General features: G+C 58.7%; 13 protein-coding genes. 7 read left to right on the plus strand and 6 right to left on the minus strand.

Features of this window, described 5'->3' with window-relative positions; all coding sequences use genetic code 11:
• Nucleotides 1–40 precede the first annotated feature (40 nt).
• The 3 genes from BLO49_RS00605 to prfB all read left to right on the plus strand — a co-directional run bounded on the left by BLO49_RS00605 (nucleotide 41) and on the right by prfB (nucleotide 5,084).
• Entirely contained in the window at nucleotides 41–1,270 is a 1,230-nt protein-coding gene (locus tag BLO49_RS00605) for an N-acetylmuramoyl-L-alanine amidase family protein (RefSeq protein WP_090642934.1), read from the plus strand.
• Nucleotides 1,271–1,537: 267 nt separating this feature from the next.
• Entirely contained in the window at nucleotides 1,538–3,895 is a 2,358-nt protein-coding gene (locus tag BLO49_RS00610) for a penicillin-binding protein 1A (protein WP_245678891.1), read from the plus strand.
• Nucleotides 3,896–3,961: 66 nt separating this feature from the next.
• A protein-coding gene (gene prfB / locus BLO49_RS00615) for a peptide chain release factor 2 (protein ID WP_139159589.1) occupies nucleotides 3,962–5,084 on the plus strand; the annotation gives its coding sequence in 2 pieces (ribosomal slippage) (nucleotides 3,962–4,030 and nucleotides 4,032–5,084; 1,122 coding nt in all).
• On the opposite strand, the gene BLO49_RS00620 is transcribed toward prfB, so the two are convergent.
• The 4 genes from BLO49_RS00620 to BLO49_RS00635 all read right to left on the minus strand — a co-directional run bounded on the left by BLO49_RS00620 (nucleotide 5,081) and on the right by BLO49_RS00635 (nucleotide 8,686).
• Nucleotides 5,081–6,085 carry a YihY/virulence factor BrkB family protein gene (locus tag BLO49_RS00620; RefSeq protein ID WP_090642940.1) on the minus strand — a complete coding sequence of 335 codons (1,005 nt, stop codon included), beginning with the start codon at nucleotides 6,083–6,085 and terminating at the stop codon, nucleotides 5,081–5,083. The genes prfB and BLO49_RS00620 overlap by 4 nt on opposite strands.
• 118 nt (nucleotides 6,086–6,203) lie before the next feature.
• Nucleotides 6,204–6,755, minus strand: a complete 552-nt coding sequence (locus BLO49_RS00625) for a bactofilin family protein (RefSeq protein ID WP_090642942.1) — start codon at nucleotides 6,753–6,755, stop codon at nucleotides 6,204–6,206.
• Nucleotides 6,739–7,884, minus strand: a complete 1,146-nt coding sequence (locus BLO49_RS00630) for a M23 family metallopeptidase (protein ID WP_245678808.1) — start codon at nucleotides 7,882–7,884, stop codon at nucleotides 6,739–6,741. The genes BLO49_RS00625 and BLO49_RS00630 overlap by 17 nt, the downstream gene beginning before the upstream one ends.
• 307 nt (nucleotides 7,885–8,191) lie before the next feature.
• Nucleotides 8,192–8,686, minus strand: a complete 495-nt coding sequence (locus BLO49_RS00635) for a peroxiredoxin (protein ID WP_090642945.1) — start codon at nucleotides 8,684–8,686, stop codon at nucleotides 8,192–8,194.
• Between the two features lie 133 nt (nucleotides 8,687–8,819).
• On the opposite strand from BLO49_RS00635, the gene BLO49_RS00640 reads away from it, so the two are divergent.
• On the plus strand, nucleotides 8,820–13,004 hold the full coding sequence (locus BLO49_RS00640) for a YhdP family protein (RefSeq protein WP_090642948.1): 4,185 nt from the start codon (nucleotides 8,820–8,822) through the stop codon (nucleotides 13,002–13,004).
• A 40-nt stretch (nucleotides 13,005–13,044) separates the two neighbouring features.
• Here the strand turns inward: BLO49_RS00640 and tyrS are convergent, their stop codons facing one another.
• A complete protein-coding gene (tyrS, locus tag BLO49_RS00645; protein WP_090642951.1) occupies nucleotides 13,045–14,304 on the minus strand; it encodes a tyrosine--tRNA ligase in 1,260 nt (419 codons plus the stop codon).
• A gap of 82 nt (nucleotides 14,305–14,386) precedes the next feature.
• Here tyrS and BLO49_RS00650 point away from each other — a divergent pair, with 82 nt between their 5' ends.
• Together BLO49_RS00650 and BLO49_RS00655 are read left to right on the plus strand one after the other, a co-directional pair.
• Entirely contained in the window at nucleotides 14,387–15,520 is a 1,134-nt protein-coding gene (locus tag BLO49_RS00650; RefSeq protein ID WP_170828231.1) for an anhydro-N-acetylmuramic acid kinase, read from the plus strand.
• 10 nt (nucleotides 15,521–15,530) lie between these two features.
• Nucleotides 15,531–15,935: a hypothetical protein gene (locus tag BLO49_RS00655; RefSeq protein WP_139159590.1), complete on the plus strand. Its 405-nt coding sequence runs from the start codon at nucleotides 15,531–15,533 to the stop codon at nucleotides 15,933–15,935.
• Between the two features lie 3 nt (nucleotides 15,936–15,938).
• Here BLO49_RS00655 and BLO49_RS00660 read toward each other — a convergent pair whose 3' ends face one another.
• Nucleotides 15,939–16,589: an alpha/beta hydrolase gene (locus tag BLO49_RS00660; protein WP_090642958.1), complete on the minus strand. Its 651-nt coding sequence runs from the start codon at nucleotides 16,587–16,589 to the stop codon at nucleotides 15,939–15,941.
• 173 nt (nucleotides 16,590–16,762) lie between these two features.
• Here BLO49_RS00660 and BLO49_RS00665 point away from each other — a divergent pair, with 173 nt between their 5' ends.
• The gene (locus tag BLO49_RS00665) at nucleotides 16,763–17,296 is read left to right on the plus strand and encodes an Rrf2 family transcriptional regulator (protein ID WP_090642961.1); all 534 of its coding nucleotides are present in this window, start codon (nucleotides 16,763–16,765) and stop codon (nucleotides 17,294–17,296) included.

Consider the following 17,296-nt stretch of genomic DNA (forward strand, 5'->3'; position numbering starts at 1 on the left):
CGGCGGGAAAACACACATAATGTGGTGCGTGGAGTAGTGAATGTTTCGACGGTTTGACGTCTCTGGCTATGCGAAGGTAATCCTGAAGGCGATAACGCTGGCAGGCTGCGTTTGCGGGTCCACGCTTGTTACGCAGCCGGCGCTGGCGGCTGGCAGCGACGTGGTCAAGGTACGCCTGGGCGGTGATGCAGCGCAGACTCGCATCGTCATCGAATTGGAAAAGTCGGTCGCCGCCAAGATTGTTACGCGCGACAGCGAAACGGATCGTCAGGTCATTGCCCTGCCGGATATTGACCTCAACAAGGCCATGGCCGGGCAGGGGCAGGGGCTGGTCGGCGACTGGAAGCTGGAAAACGTCGCCGGCAGCGTCCGCCTGAAGCTCAACTTCAAATCCGGCGCAAAGATTTACCGTCGCTTCCTGCTACCGCCGGCCGATGGCATCAGCGTCTACCGCTATGTGATCGATATCGTGCCCCAGGGGACGGAAAAAAGCGCGGATGCGGCCAGCCAGCTTCTGGCGTCCGTACCGGTGGTCACGGCCGCGGTTCAGGCGCCGGTCCAGCCGGTTGCGCCCCGGAATCGCAAGAAGATCATCGTCATCGATGCCGGCCACGGCGGCAAGGACCCTGGCGCCCATGGTGGCAAGACCTGGGAAAAGGATGTCAACCTGGCTGCAGCCAAGGCTTTGCGTACCGCCCTGGAAAAGACCGGTCGATATAATGTCATCATGACGCGCGACACCGACAGCTTTGTCGACCTGCCGGCGCGTGTCCGCATCGCCCGCTCGGCCAATGCCGACCTGTTCATCTCTCTGCATTCCGATTCCGGCGGCGACGGCAATACGCGCGGCGCTTCGATCTATACCCTGTCGGATTCCGGGACAGAACGCGCCGCCAAAAAGGCTTTGATCAAGGGCGACTGGTCGCAGGGCGAACCGCCGGCCGATGCCATTGTCAGCCGCATCCTGATCGACCTGACGCAGCGTGCCACCAAGAACCGCTCCGCCACTTTCGCACAACTGGTCATGGATAATATCGGCGACTCGACGCCCCTGCTGAAAACGAACCAGCGCCAGGCCGGTTTCGTGGTTCTGCTGGCGCCGGACGTGCCGGCCGTGCTGCTGGAAATGGGGTTCGTCAATAATCCGCAGGATGAGGCCATGCTCAACGATTCGGGACATCGCGCCGTCATGATGGGACAGGTGGCCAGGGCGATCGACAAGTATTTCGATAACAGCGTCCAGTATGCCTCGTTCGCCGGCCTGAATTAACTGACAGGCGCAAGCTACTGAAAACATAGAAGCCCTGCCGTAATCGGCGGGGCTTTTTTGCTGCATAGATTTCCTTGCACCAGATATGGGACAAGTCCGGCACATGCAAATGAAATTTCGCCGAATGGCTTTGCCAATCGCGCACTGTTTGCTAAGTGTTGCTGTCAATGACGCGCAGATCGCATCGATCTGAGAGCCGGATCGGTGGTTGGAGGTTTTTTGGTAAGGTCGTCTGAGCGTTGGTTTGCCATGGCAGGTGTCGCCGTGATGACCGCTGTGGCCATAGCGGGCTTCGCGGTCGCCATATATGCCGCGTGGCTGTTCCATGACATGCCTGACGGCAGCGAACTGGCGGATTTCCATCCGGTTACCTCTGCGCGTGTGTTCGCCTGGGATGGCACCCTGATCGGTGAATATGGCCAGGAACGACGCATCTATGTGCCTTACAACCGGATGCCGACACGGGTGACCCAGGCCTTCCTGGCCGCCGAAGACCGGAACTTCTTCACGCACAACGGGGTCGATGTCAGCGGCGTTTCGCGCGCCATGGCGAAAAACGTCTTCAACCTGCTGCGCGGCAAGCGCTTTGAAGGCGGCTCGACCATCACCCAGCAGGTGGCGAAGAACCTGCTGCTGAATAATGAGCGCACCGTCGGGCGCAAGCTCAAGGAAGTCATCCTGGCGCGCCGGCTGGAAAACTCTCTGCCGAAGGATCAGATCCTCGAACTGTATCTTAATGATATTTATCTTGGCTATCGCTCCTATGGCGTGGGCGCCGCCGCCTTCAACTATTTCGGCAAGTCGCTCGATCAGTTATCCTTAAGCGAAATGGCGTTCCTGGCGGCCCTGCCCAAGGGGCCGGAAAACTATCGTCCGTCGACCCACAAGGCGGCCGCCATCGCCCGCCGTAACTGGGTGCTGGGCGAAATGGCCAAGGCCGGTTGGGTGTCGCGTGAAGAAGCCGCAGCGGCCATGCAGGATGACCTTGTCATTCAGGACAAGCCGCGCCGCGCCAAGTACGCCGATGCCGACTATTTCGTCAGTGAAGTTGAGCTGCGTTCCAGGAAGCTGTTCAACGACGCCATTTACACCGAGGGCTATTACGTCAAGACGACGCTCGACCCCAAGCTTCAGACCATGGCGCGGGAAGCGCTGATGGACGGGCTGGAAGTCTATGATCGCCGCCACGGCTGGCGCGGCGCCTGGGGCAATATACCGGTCACCGATAACTGGGAAGCTGATGCCCTGCAGGCGGAAAACAATCTTCCGGACTCACGCCGGGCGCCTTCCGAACGTGCCGACTGGCAGGTCGGGATGATCGAGAAAAGCAGCGGCTCGGTTCGCGCGATTGATGGCGGCCACGGTATGATCCGCGCCGACGACCTGGCGTGGGCGCAGGCCAATCGCCCCCTGAAATCGGGCGATCTGGTCTATGTGTCGCAAGCCTCGACCGGCGTTTACCGCCTGCGTCAGGTGCCGAAGGTCAATGGCGCGCTGGTGGCCATCGATCCCTATTCGGGCCGGATCGTCGCCATGGTCGGCGGCTACAGCTACTCACTTTCCAAGTTCAACCGCGCCACGCAGGCCTCGCGCCAGCCGGGTTCCTCGATCAAGCCGTTCGTCTATGCAGTGGCGCTATCAAAGGATTTCACGCCGGCTTCCATGGTGGACGATGGGCCCATCAGCATGATGGGCGGCGACGGCAAGATGTGGACGCCGTCGAACTATGAACATGACTATCTCGGTATGCAGCCGATCCGACGCGGCCTCGAACTGTCACGTAACCTGATGACCGTGCGCCTGGCGCAGAAGACCGGGATCAAGCCGATCACCCAGGGAATCGTCAATTTTGGCGTGCTCGATAAGATGCCACCGGAGATGTCGATGGTTCTGGGCGCGGGTGAAGTCAATCCGTATCGCCTGACCAATGCCTATTCGATCTTCGTCAACGGTGGCCGCAAGGTAAAGCCGCACATGATCGATGAGGTGCAGGATCGTAACGGCAAGGTCGTCTACAAGGCGGATGAACGCAACTGCCCGACCGCCTGTACCGCTGATTTTGACGGCCTGGAAAGTCCGCGCCTGTCGCCCCAGGGCGATGTGGTGCTGGACCCTATTACCGCGTATCAGGTCAACTCGATGCTTCAGGGCGTGGTCCAGCGCGGTACGGGTGCGGCGGCACGCTCGCTTGGCATTCCGATGGGGGGCAAGACCGGCACGACCAATGACTACCGCAGCGCCTGGTTTGTCGGTTATACGGCGGACCTGGTCGTTGGGGTCTTTGTCGGTTTCGATGATAACAGTTCGCTGGGCAATCACGAAACCGGCGCGGTGGCTGCGCTGCCGATCTGGATGGATTTCATGAAGAACGCCAATGCCGGCAAGCCGAACCGTGAGTTCAACAAGCCGCGGGACGCGGTCTATATGTCGGTGCATGGTATCGAGGAAGCCTTTAAGCCCGGCACGGAGCCGAAATATACGGCGCCATCTGAGGATGACGGCCCCAAACCCTACCTCGATACCTGGTCGGATGACGGCGACACCAGCGGGCCGGTAACGGTTGTGCCGGCAGAAGAGCCGCCTCCGCCGCCTAAGCAGAAGGCTGATACCGGCACGCTTTATTAGGCAATGAGGGTTGTCATTCAGGGCGTTGCTCTGTAAACCCGCCCGCACACTTTTAGGAAAATTACCATGCGTTTGGATATCGAAGCCTCTGCTTCCGAGATCGAGCAGTCCATCGGACTGCTCAGGAGGCGTCTTTGACTGGGATGTCGCCCTGCGTCGTCTCGATGAATTGAATGCCAGGGTCGAAGACCCGACCCTGTGGGACAGGCCCGACGAAGCGCAGAAGGTGTCGCGCGAGCGCTCGAAGCTCTCGGCTTCCGTGGAAGCGGTGCGTTCGATCGAAAAAGAGCTGAAGGATGCCATCGAATTCGCCGAGCTCGGCGACATGGAAGGCGATGAAAGCCTGGTCGAAGAAGCCCGCAGCCTGTTGAAAGACCTCAAGGCGCGCACCGATCGCGCCGAACTGGAAGCGCTTCTGTCCGGTGAGGCCGATGGCAATGACGCCTATCTGGAAATCAATTCCGGCGCCGGCGGCACGGAATCCAATGACTGGGCGGGTATATTGCTGCGCATGTATACGCGCTGGGCCACGGCGCACGGCATGTCGATCGATGTTGAGGAAGAAACCCAGGGTGAACAGGCCGGCATTAAGTCGATCACGCTGAAGGTATCGGGTGAGAACGCCTATGGCTGGCTCAAGACCGAAGCGGGTGTTCACCGTCTTGTGCGGATTTCGCCGTTCGATTCCAATGCTAAGCGCCACACCTCGTTTGCTTCGGTGTGGGTCTATCCGGTGGTCGACGACACAATCGTCATCGATATCAATCCGTCGGATGTCCGTACCGATACTTACCGCGCCTCCGGTTCCGGCGGCCAGCACATCAACAAGACCGATTCCGCCGTGCGCCTGACGCACATCCCGACCGGGATCGCCGTCGCCTGTCAGGCTGGCCGTTCGCAACACGCCAACCGCGACGAAGCCTGGAAGATGCTGCGCGCGCGTCTCTACGAGATGGAATTGCAGAAGCGCGAAGCCGCGCAGCAGGCGCTGGAAGATTCCAAGACCGATATCGGCTGGGGGCACCAGATCCGTTCCTACGTGTTGCAGCCCTACCAGATGGTCAAGGACCTGCGCACCAATGTCGAAACCTCCGATACTCAGGGCGTGCTCGATGGTGATCTTGATGCCTTCATGGGCGCGTCACTGGCGCAGCGGGTCGGTGTCACGCGGGATGGGGCTGGCGCTTAAATATCTGGTTTTGCGGCTTTGGCATGGCCGGGTGCCTTGGCGACATTGACAACTTCAGCATGGGCGGCGGCTTCAGAATGGGCAGTTGCCGCGATGTGTGCCGGCTGCTTGCGGCGGCCTTTCTTGATAACGATCTGCGCGCCCATATAGCGTGAATAGACCTGGGTGAATTCCGCACCCAGAAAGAATATCTGCGTCGAGTAATAGATCCAGATCAGCACCACAATCAGCGATCCGGCGGCGCCATAGGCCGAACTGAAGGCGCTCTGACCGAGATAGATGCCGATCAGGAACTTGCCGAAAGTGAACAGGATAGCGGTGATCGCCGCGCCGATCCAGACATCGCGCCATTTGATATGGACATCGGGCAAAACCTTGAAAATCATGGCGAACAGCACGGTGATGACGCTGAACGAAATCACCAGGTTGACGGTGTGCAGCAGGAAAGTGATCGGGATATAGTCTTCAAAAAAGGCACTGATCGCCGAAAGCGCGGCTGAAATGACCAGCGCGATCAGCAGCAGAAAGCCTATGCCGACAATCATGGCGAAGGACAGCAGCCGCTTCTTGATAAACCAGGTCCAGTGGCCGTTTTCGCGTTCATCCACATTCCAGATGGTATTGAGCGCATCCTGCAACTGGGCGAAAAAACTGGTGGCCGAGACTAAAAGCGTGACGATACCAATCAGGCTGGCGATGTAGCTGGCCTTGGGATTGCTGGTGTTGGCCAGCATAGTCTGGATCGCGCTGGCGCCCTGATCGCCGATCAGGCCGCGTATTTCATCGAAAATATAGCCGCTTACGGCATCGCGCCCGAAAGCCAGCCCGGCCATGGCAATGACGATCAGGAGCAGAGGGCCGATGGACAACATGCTGTAAAAGGCCAGCGCGGCGCCTAGGCGCGGCACCTTGTCGTCATTCCATTCGCGGATGGTTTCCTTGAGGATGAACCACAAGGCCGGAAGCGTCAGGGGCGGGCGCTTGCGAAATGTGTCCGTCATGAGGAGCCGCCGGTAAAAGGAGAATCGAAAGCGCGGATATGAACATAAAGGAAATAAAGAAAAAAGCCGGAGAGGGCGAGGTCTCCGGCTCTTTAAGGCTGCATTCGGTGTGCGTTTTCTACTTCAGATCAGAAAGCGCGTTCAGGTCGTAGCTGTTCAGGCTCGGCGTACCAAAATCGGACGGCGCGGCAGGCGCCGCCGGGCTGACAGAGGCCACAGCCGCGGGCTCGGCCCGGCGGCTTTGCAGGCAGCGTCCCTGGAAGAAGGCGCCGACATCGATGGCCAGTTGATCATGGGTGATATCACCTTCGACATAGGCCGTGGCTTGCAGCTTGATCTGCTTGCCGGTGATCGAACCGACGATGCGACCGCGTACTTCGATGGTTTCGGCCTCGACCTTGCCTTCGATATTGCCCGATTCGCCGACGATCAGGTGGCCGACCTTGACATCGCCGCGTACGGTGCCATCGAGGTGCAGGTCACCATTGCCGGTAATATTGCCCTCGATCAGCAGGCCGGAGCCGAAGCTGGAGAGGGGACGCGCACCCGTGCTCATGGCAGGCTTGGTGCGGTTCATGTTGACACTGGGCGTCTCCAGCGGCGGAACGACGGCGGGGGTCGGCTGCGGCTTGGCGGCGGGCGGGGTCGGTTTGCTAGTTTTGTTGAACATAATCTCCAGCCTTTAAGAAACGTGCGGGGTTTTGAGCGCGACCATTTTGCCAAACTTCGTAGTGAAGGTGGTTGCCGGTCGAGCGGCCTGTGCTGCCCATGGAGGCGATCCGCTGATCGACGGCGACCCGTTGTCCGGGACGAACGGCGGCGGATGCCAGGTGGGCATATCGGGTCTTGAAGCCATTGCCGTGATCGATTTCGACCACATTGCCGTAGCCTGTACGGACGCCGACGAAGGAAACGATGCCGGGCGCCGTCGAATAGATCGGAGTCAGGTAGGGGCCGGCGAAGTCCTGTCCCTGATGCATATGGGGACGGTGATTGAACGGATCAAATCTTACGCCAAAGCCGCTGCTTTCACGCGTGCCGATCGTCGGGCGATCGAAGGGCAGGCGCTGGGCACTGTTTTGCAGCCCGCGCATATCGCTCAGGTCCATGGCGGCATTGCGGATGCGTTCGGCGAAATCTTCGTCCACGCCCAGGAAGCTGGCCAGGGCCTTGTTATCCTTGGCATCGGTCAGGGGGTTGCCACTGCGGCCGCCGGCAAAAGCCTGCGGGTTGAGGCCGGCGATGCGGAATGCGAGGCGCAGCTTTTCAGCGCGGGTCTTGGCGAAGACCTCGGCCTGGCTGACCATGCGCTCCTGCTCTGCGCGCACCGAATATATGCGTTCGATAGGCGGCAGGCTGTCGTCGATGGGCGCGGGCGCCAGAGCGGCTACAGCACCGGGAACACCCTTGAAATCTTTAAGAAGCGCAACCAGCCCCTGGTGGCGCTTCTCGACCGTTTCGGCCAGTTGGTCGAGTGAACCGGAATTGGCCGTTGCCTGTTGTGTGGCGATATCGAGCCGAGCCTGGCGATCGGCGATCCAGCGCTCAGATTGGGCCTTGACCATACGCAATTGTTTTTCAGACCCGCCGCCGTGATTGGCCGCGAAAAACAGAGTAAAACCTGTGGATATAGCCAGCCAGGTGACCAGTGCCGAGGCCAGGATCGTCAGGACAAGTTGTTTTACGGGGCTTAGAACATAGCCACGGGTTTCGGCGCCCGAACGAATGTAGAGCTGACGTTCTGGAAATATAGATTCCATCCAGCCGCCCAGGGAGCTCTCGTTTGTCTTGGTCGTCATCATCCGCACCCTCAACCGCCTGTTAACTATGCCTTTACGGCGTTAATTGCGCAAGATGTATATCGAGTCGGCAGAGGGGCGCCCAAGGCTGCTGAGGTAATGCTCAATAAAATCAGTTTATTAAGATTCGCAGCCATGACCTGTGTCCCAATTTGAATGCTTGTGACCAGACTGCTTCAAGATTGGTGCCGCTCCGAATTTACCAATAAATCCCTTTTCACGCGAGTTGTGGATAACCGCCCGCAAAACCTGAAATGCCAAAGGGCGAGCCTGTGCATGGATTTTATTGAACTGTCATTAAACTGACTTATTCAGTTTGAATATCTTTCAATGTGTTTAAAACCTCATCAATATGGCCCTTAATCCTTACCTTACGCCATTCTTTTCTGATCATTCCTTGCGGATCAATAATAAAGGTGGAGCGGTCCGTGCCCATATAGACCCGGCCATACAGACTCTTTTCACCCCATGAGCCAAAAGCGGCGATGGCGGTTGTGTCAGGATCGGACAGAAGCGGCATTCTCAGGCCATATTTGGTGATAAACTTTTCGTGATCCTTCAGGCTGTCCTTCGACAGGCCATAGAGTTTCGCCCCCAGTTTTTCAAATTCCGGCAGGGCTTCTGAAAAAGCGCAGGCTTCCTGTGTGCAGGTGGGCGTATTATCGGCCGGGTATAAAAACAGCACAGCCCAATGGCCTTTCAGGTTGCCGAGCGAGACATGCCCTCCGGCACTGGAAGCCAGGCTGAAATCGGGTGCTGGGTAGGGCTGGAAATAAGTTTCAGTTTTCAATGATTTCGCCATGACATCGCCTCGCTCTGACTCTAAAGAAGAATAGGTTGCGTTAATATTATTTTGCGCCGACCGTCCTATACATGAACTGCCCCTGTGCCTAGCCGCCAATAAAGTAAAAACAGTCGAGCCCAGCCGAACCTAAGTGAAGAGAATTTTCGACATAATCCGCAAGCGGCTGCGCCTTTTCATCCTGGGCTGGGTAGTGTTCATGGTCGTGGTTCTGGGGGCGCGGCTGGCCCAGGGACCGATCCGCGTCGACGGTATCCGGTCCATTATTATTTCCCGCGTGGAAGCGCAATTGCCGCGTACTGAGGCGAGCATCAAGCATCTGGATCTTGTCTGGTTCGGCGATGCCCGCGCGGTTGGTTTCCGCTTTGAAGACCTGATCATCACCGACCGGCAGCACCGGATTATTGCCCGTGCCGGCCGGATGGAAGCGGCACTTGCGGCGGACAGTCTCATTGTGGCGCATTTCGCGCCGGCGCGACTGACGGCGGAGGATTTTTTTGTCGCCGCCTCGGTCTCGAAGGAAGGGCGCTACGATCTCGGCTATGAGGCTCACGGCAAGCCTGGGCGTACAAGTGGCCTGGCGCGTTTCTTCTATGACCTGACGGGGCCGGAAAGGCTGGGCCAGCCAGTCAGTTTCACCCGTCAGCTTAGCCTGAAGAACGGTCAGTTGCGCCTGATCCAGGAAGGCGCGCCGCTTGACTGGACGGCCAATGTTTCGACCATCGACTTTACCAAGCTGAACGGTAAACTGACCGGGCACACGGCGCTTTCCATAGATGGTCTGGGCATGGAGGCGGGGGCACCTGCCACCTTTAAAGCCGAAGCCTCTGGTGTGGTTGGTCTGGCCCATGCCAGCATCTCGGCCAATCTCCATAACCTGGTGCCGGGCCGGGTATTCCCGTCGGTGGGCCTGACCCGGGCGCTGGCGGGCATCAATGCGCCGGTCGATGGCCTGACCCGCGTGGATTACAGCCAGAAAAAGGGATTCGAAGGGGCCGCTTTCGATATCCGTGCGGCGGCGGGTCGGATCGATATCGGTGATTTCCACCAGCCCTTCAACGAAGCGCGTATCCGGGCGAACTACACCTCGGCAACGCATACGGCGCAGTTCGATACTTTCCGCGTCAAATCACGGATGCTGGATACCGACCTTAAGGGCGCGGTCATTGTGCGTCCGGGGGACGCCAAGGCCAAACGTGACATGGCCCTGGCGTTCAATTTCACCGGACCACGCGTCACTGCCCGGCTGGCCGATGACTTCGCCCTGCAGACCTTGACCAATGCCCGCGTCAGGGGCAATTATGTGCCACGTCAGCGTCGCTTGCAGTTCGAAAGCGTGACGGGGCTGATCAATGGCGCGCCGCTGCAAAGCCAGGGCGTCGTCTACACGGACGATACGGGAGAACTGGGCGCCGACCTCACGGCGCAGATCAAGGGGCGCTTCACCAAGGAGGAGGTGTTCGCTTTCTGGCCGGAAGACCTGTCTCCGAATACGCGCGCCAATCTGATTGAACGCATTCGCGGCGGGGATTTCGCCAATGCGGATTTCGTTCTCAAGGCCGAACCGGGCGATTTCCATAATCTTGAAAACGAGGATCTGCGGCTCGATTTCGATTTCGAGAATCTCGAACTCTATCTCGAACACCGACTGCAAAACGCCAAGGGGCTGAAGGGTCACGGCATTCTGCTCGGCAACAGCTTCGCCATGGATGTTTCCGGCGGCCGGCTGGTGGATGTCAATCTCGTCAAGGGCGGGCTAAGTGTACCTGACTTCCGCGATCGCCGGACAAAAACCCATATCTGGCTTGATGCTGAGGCGGATGTACCGAGTGTTATCGAGGCGATCGACCCGATTACCGATAACCACCTGAGCCAGAATGGCCTGACCCGCCAGCGTTTGAGCGGCGCGGCCACCGCCCATGTTGAGATCGATTTCCCGGTCTTCGGCAATATCACCAACGATAATTTCAGCGTCAAATTCAACGGCCATATCAACAATGGCGCCTTCAAACAGGCGGCGCTCGGCTGGGATATGACCGAAGGGCAACTAAACATAATCGGCGACCTACTGGCCGATAAGCTGACCATCACCGGGCCGGCGCATCTGGGGCCCTATTACGGTGATATCGGCTACCGCACACAAATGAACGTCAGGTCGCAGGACATTGACTTTACAGGTCATTTTAATGCCGCGCAGTTCGGTGGTTCGCCGAAAGTTCCTGTGGCGATCACCGGGCAGTTTACCGTGGCTGATCGGGCTGGAAAGGGCCGGATCAGTTCGGACATCTTCCGCGGAGATGTAAGCTGGAGCGGCAACCCCGAAGGCGAGGAGCAGCGGCCGACCGACATGCTGATCGAGGGCGCGATCCTCTCTGACGGCATGGAAGGGCAGGGACTGCCGATTTTCGAGCACCTGAAGCGTGAAATACCGACCCGTATATCCCTGTTGCGCTCCGGTGATATCTGGAGCGGCGAAATAGACGCGGAGGCTCTTTCGGGCGATATCGCCTATATCCAGGGCACGCGGTCGCGCCTCGTCTATAAATCGGTCATCACACCGGATGAAGCCGATGAAATGGGTTATGGCGCCTTGCCTATGTTCAAGGCGCCGCGCCACCTGACGGTCAATATCTCGCTCGATGGCCAGTCGCGCGAGGCTCTGCTCAAGCTTGATCAGATGAGCGCGGTGCTGGGCTGGTCGGAGATACCCGGGACGGACGAATTGCGCCGCCGGCTCGACATGAAGGTCATGCCGGATGACTGGTATGTGCTGGGCCTGCCGAAAGCCTTTTTCGCACCGCCGGCGCCGGTAAATGTTACGGCCCTGTGGCAACAGGACGACAAGACCCTTACCGGCGAAGTGAAGTTGCTGGATCAGACCATCGCCTTCGATATGCCCCTGCGCGGCCACGGCAGTCCGCCGCCCATCATGCTGCCCAATACCTCGGTGCCTTATGAACTCCAGGTGCGCGGCACCGCCAGTGATGCCGTGCTGGCGGCCCTGGGTTATTCGCAGACCCCTGTTCATATCGCTGGTAATGTTGGACTGGTGTTTAGTCTTTACAGTACACCGGGACAACCAGCCGCCGTGCTCAATCTCGATGCCACCAATGCCCAGTTGGGCGTGCGGGCAACGGACTGGAACAAGCCGGTGGGCGAATCCGCCCAATTTGCTGTCTCCATCGATGAGCAGGGGCCGAATGGCGGCACAAACCTGTCGCGCATATATGGCGAGGGCGCGCATATCGGTATTGACGGCCGGGCGTCATTTTCGGACGCCGGCGACCTGCAATTTGGCGATTTTTCAAAGCTTTATCTGAAGGACTTCATTGATGTTGCTTTCAAATATTATGCCGTACCCGATAAAAACACCAATATCATCTCGATCAGCGGCAATCAGCTTGATCTGCGTCCCTGGCTGGACGCCAAGAAGGAGCGTGTCCTGAAGGCCGTAACCAAGGCCGTTATTCCGGCAGAAATACCCCCCGCGGGGCCGCCTGTGCCGGCGACGCATCTAGTTGTCGATCTGGCGCGGCTGCGCATGGCGCCGGCCGGCGTTTTCAATGATCTGAACCTGGACCTGACCTGGGACGGCCGCAATGGCCTGAGCGGGTCGGGACATGGCGAAAGCATGGATGGCAGCCCCTTCACCCTGGCCATGACATCCGAAGGTGGTTACAGCCTGTTTACGGCCAGAACCGGTAATCTCGGCAATGTCATCGAGACGGCAACCGGCAATCACAATGTCAGGGGCGGCGTGGCCGTTATTGACGGGGTTTATGCCAACGGTCAGATAGATGCCTCCTTGCGGGGGCACGACGTCCGAGCCCAGCAGATACCCATATTGGCGCAGTTGCTGACGGTGGCGTCGCTCCAGGGGTTGAACGACACCCTGGTGGGGGATGGTATCCTCTTTACCGATTTCGATTTTCCAATCCGCTACAAGGACAATGTCGTCTTTATCCGTGACGGTTATGCCAAGGGCGAGGCGCTCGGCATCAATGTCTGGGGCACAAGCGACCTGGATACAAAGGCTTTGGCCCTGAGTGGCACCCTGATCCCGGCCTACAGCCTGAATGGTATCTTCGGCGACCTGAGATCGAACGGGCTGGGCCTTGTCGGGATCAAGTACCATGTCCATGGCACGCAGAAAGCACCGGAAGTGCTGGTTAATCCGCTGTCGGTTGTTTTGCCGGGCTTCATGAAGGTGTGGTTCGATTCCAGCCGCAAGGAACCTTTCCCGGCGCTCGACCTGCCGACCCTGGAAAACAAGCTCGACGACCTGCGTGACCGCAACGACAAGAGTCTGAAAAAATAAGCCGGCTGAAAATTCAACCGGCTTAACTGTGTTCGGAAAATCAGAGCGGCCTGACCAGGACAATCTTCTTCTTGCCCTGCGAAATCTTGATGACGCCATCCGCATTCAGGTCGGCTTGCGTCACAAGTTGATTGCCGTCAGTAATTGCTACATCATTGACGCGCAAGCCACCGCCCTGGGCCAGACGACGCGCCTCGCCATTGGAGGCGGTCAGACCGATGCGGGTGGCCAGGGCCGCCAGCATGATGCCTTCTTCCAGGACGGCCGTTTCGATCTCCACGGTAGGTAAGTCGGCCGAGAGCACGCCCTGCTCGAAGGCTTTCTGGGCCGTGTCGCGGGCAATGACCGCGGCTTCGACGCCGTGGACCATTTTCGTGGCTTCATCGGCCAGGATCTTCTTGGCCTCGTTGATCTCGGCCCCTTCCAGCTTTTCAAGACGCGCGATCTCGGCCATCGGCAGGGTTGTGAACAGGCGCAGGAAGCGGCCGACATCGGCGTCTTCGGTATTGCGCCAGTATTGCCAGTAATCATAAGCGCTGAGCATGTCGGCATTGAGCCAGATGGCACCGCCCACCGTCTTGCCCATCTTGCCGCCGGAGGCCGTGGTCAGGAGCGGCGTGGTCAGACCGAAGGCCGCTTTCGTATTCATGCGACGTGTCAGTTCGACGCCGTTGATGATATTGCCCCACTGGTCAGAACCGCCCATTTGCAGGACACAGTTGTACTTTTCGTTCAGTTCGCGGAAATCGACCGCCTGCATCAGCATGTAGTTGAATTCCAGGAAGGTCATTGGCTGTTCACGATCGAGCCGCAGCTTGACGGAATCGAAGGTCAGCATCCGGTTGATGGTGAAATGGGTGCCGAAGGTGCGCAGGAACTCGACATAGCCGAATTGCGACAGCCAGTCGTCATTATTGACCATGATGGCGTCATTGTCGTCTGCCCCGAATTTCAGGAAATTGGCGAAGACGCGCTTGATGCCGTCCATGTTGGACTGGATCTGTTCGTCGGTCAGCAGTGGACGCTGGGTATCCTTGAAGGTCGGGTCGCCGACCTTGGTGGTGCCGCCGCCCATCAGGACAATCGGCTTGTGGCCGGTTTGCTGCAACCAGTAAAGCAGCATGATCTGAACCAGCGAGCCGGCGTGCAGAGATGACGCCGTGGCATCGAAGCCGATATAGCCGGTCATCATGCCTGCCGCCGCCAGGGTGTCGAGCGCTTCTGCGTCGGTACACTGATGGATGAAGCCGCGCTCTTGCAGCGTGCGCAGAAATTCGGATTTGAAGCTGTGTTCGGTCATGATAGCTATAACAGTGTCGAAGTTGGGCCGCCTGTGTGGCCTGATATGCAGCGAAACGTCAAGACATAAGAGGCCCTGGATGATGAAAGTGCTTGGTTTTATGACCGGAACCTCTCTGGATGGTGTCGATATGGCAATGCTCGAAACCGACGGCGAGGATCAGGTCGTTTTCGGGCCATGGGCGGAACTGCCCATGCCTGCCGAGACGCGCAGTCTATTGGAAGCCACGATCAGGGCGGCCTTGAACTGGCCGCGCGGCGAAGCAGAGCCAGCCATATTCGATGAGGCCCGGCGGGCGATCGTGGAGTGTCACTTTCGATCGGCCAGTGATTTTCTGACGCGCAATGACCTGAACTTCAGTGATTTCGACGTTCTGGGCGTCCATGGCCAGACGGTCCTGCACGAGCGACCGAAAAATGGTGTAAAGGGCCGCACTGTACAGCTTTTCGATGGCCAGGCATTCGCCGACCTGACCGGTGTGCCCGTGGTTTGCGATTTCCGCCAGGCGGATATAGAAGCGGGTGGCGAGGCGGCGCCGCTCATGCCAGTCTATCATCAGGCTCTGGTGGAAAATGCCGGTCTGGATCTGCCGCTCGTGGTCATCAATCTCGGCGGCGTGGCCAATATCACGGCCATTTCCGACAAGGGGCTGATGGCGATGGACACCGGTCCGGCCAACGGATTGATGGATCAGTGGATGCGCCTCCACGGGCGCGGGGATTTCGATCATGAAGGACGCATCGCGGCGTCTGGCAGGGTTCATGAAAATATCGTCGCGCAATATATGTCGCACGCGTTTTTCAGAGCCTCAGCGCCTAAGTCGCTTGATCGTTATGATTTCACTTTGCAAGCGATCGGGGGGCTGGACTTTGAGGACGGCCTGGCCACCCTCAGTGCCTTTACGCTGCAAAGCCTTCTGGCAGGGATCGACCTGACCGGCATCAAACCAAAGACGGTTGTCCTGGCGGGTGGCGGGCGACATAACCGGCACCTCGTCGACCAGATCAAAACGGCCCTGGCGCCGGCGGCGGTGCGGCTGGCCGAAGACCTGAGCTGGCGCGGCGACGCACTGGAAGCCGAAGGTTTCGCCTACATGGCCGTGCGTTCGCTGAAAGGGTTGCCGATTTCCTTCCCTGGCACCACGGGGGTTAGGGCGCCGTTAACAGGCGGACGGATCAGTTATCCAAAAGCAAGCCGTCAATCACTGGCGGGTTAGGAGGCGGAATATGAGACTTGCGCTTATGGCGGGATTGCTGGCGCTGGCGGCCTGCTCGCCGTTCAAGCCGACATCGGATGGCTCCGCCGCCGCTTCGTCTGCGGAAAACGCCTCGGAATCTCTGGCGCCGGAAGCGGTGTTATTGCCGGAAGCCTTCACAGGGCGCTGGGATGCCAGTCTTGAGGCATGTAAGGCGACCAGCGACATGAAGCTGGTCGTTACGCAGACGGAGCTGACTTTCTGGGAAAGCAGCGGACAGATATCCAGCATCACCATCAACGGCCCGGATGATGTGACGGTCAAGGCCGCCTTTTCCGGCGAAGGTGAGCAATGGAAGCGCGATCTGCACCTGGTGCTGGCCGATAACGGCCAGACCCTGAAAGTGGATGATGCGGCGCGCGTCCGCTGTCCGTAATTATTATTCGCTTTCGCCTGCCATGCGGCGATCGATATAGGCGCCGATGCGACGCTCGACTTCCGGCAGTTGCTCGTTCCAGAAGTGATTGGCTTCCGGCACCACTTCCGAGGCAATGGTAATGCCCTTCTGTGTCCGCAGCTTGGCCACGACGCGATCGACTTCGGCGGTCGGCACGATCGAATCGTTGCCACCATGCAGGAACATGCCGGAGGCCGGGCAGGGCGCCAGGAAGCTGAAATCGTAGGCATTGGTCGGCGGCGAGACGGAGATGAAGCCGTCGGTTTCCGGGCGGCGCATCAGCAACTGCATCCCGATATAGGCACCGAAATCATAGCCGGCCACCCAGAACTGAGAGGCCGTCGGGTTCTTGGCCTGCAGCCAGTCGAGCGCCGTGGCGGCATCCGCCAGTTCGCCAATGCCGGAATCGAATTCGCCCTGACTTTTCTGAACGCCACGGAAATTGAAGCGCAATACCGAAAACCCGCGCGTCATGAACAGGTGAAACAGTTGCACCGTGACCGGATTATTCATATGGCCGCCCGCCTTGGGGTGCGGATGTAGAATCAACGCGATGGGCGCATTCTCTGTCTTGCCGGCGCTGTAGCGGGCTTCGATGCGTCCGGCGGCGCCGGCCAGAATGACTTCGGGCATTCAATCACCTTGTAAAATCATAAATATGTCATGTCAGCCGCTATAATAGTTGACTGCATTAGTCGGAATTATTACATTCAGACCCACACAGCCGCAGGCAGCTTTTGCGCCTCTTAGCACAAAGATTTCTCTTTGCGCAGGTTTTTGAAACAAATCCATACTGGAAACCCACTATGCGCCTATCCACCAAGGGACGTTATGCGGTCATGGCCATGACCGACCTGGCGCTGAATGCCCGAACGGAAGAAAAGTCCGGCCGTCCCATTTCCCTGTCCGAAATTTCCGAGCGCCAACAAATTTCCTTGTCTTATCTGGAACAGTTGTTTGCGCGCTTGCGTAAGGCCGGACTGGTCAAGAGCGCGCGTGGCCCCGGTGGCGGCTATACGCTGGCGCGCGATGCGGGCAGCCTGTTTGTCTCTGAAATTGTCCTCGCCGTTGATGAGCCGATCAAGGCCACCCGCTGCTCCATGACCTCAAACAAGCTGGGGGCCAACAAGCGCCTCACCAAGGACCAGGCGGTGCGTGAAATCGGCTGTATGCCGGGCGGCCAGCGCTGCCTGACGCACAATCTGTGGGAAGATCTGGGCGTGGCCATCCATGACTATCTGAGCCAGGTCTCTCTGGAAGATGTGGTGCGCAAGCGTACCCGCAAGACGGTGAAGATCACCACGCCGGAAGCCTATGCACCTGCTATGATGGAGGCGTAA

Source organism: Asticcacaulis taihuensis (assembly GCF_900100255.1).
GTDB classification, from domain to species: Bacteria; Pseudomonadota; Alphaproteobacteria; order Caulobacterales; family Caulobacteraceae; genus Asticcacaulis; species Asticcacaulis taihuensis.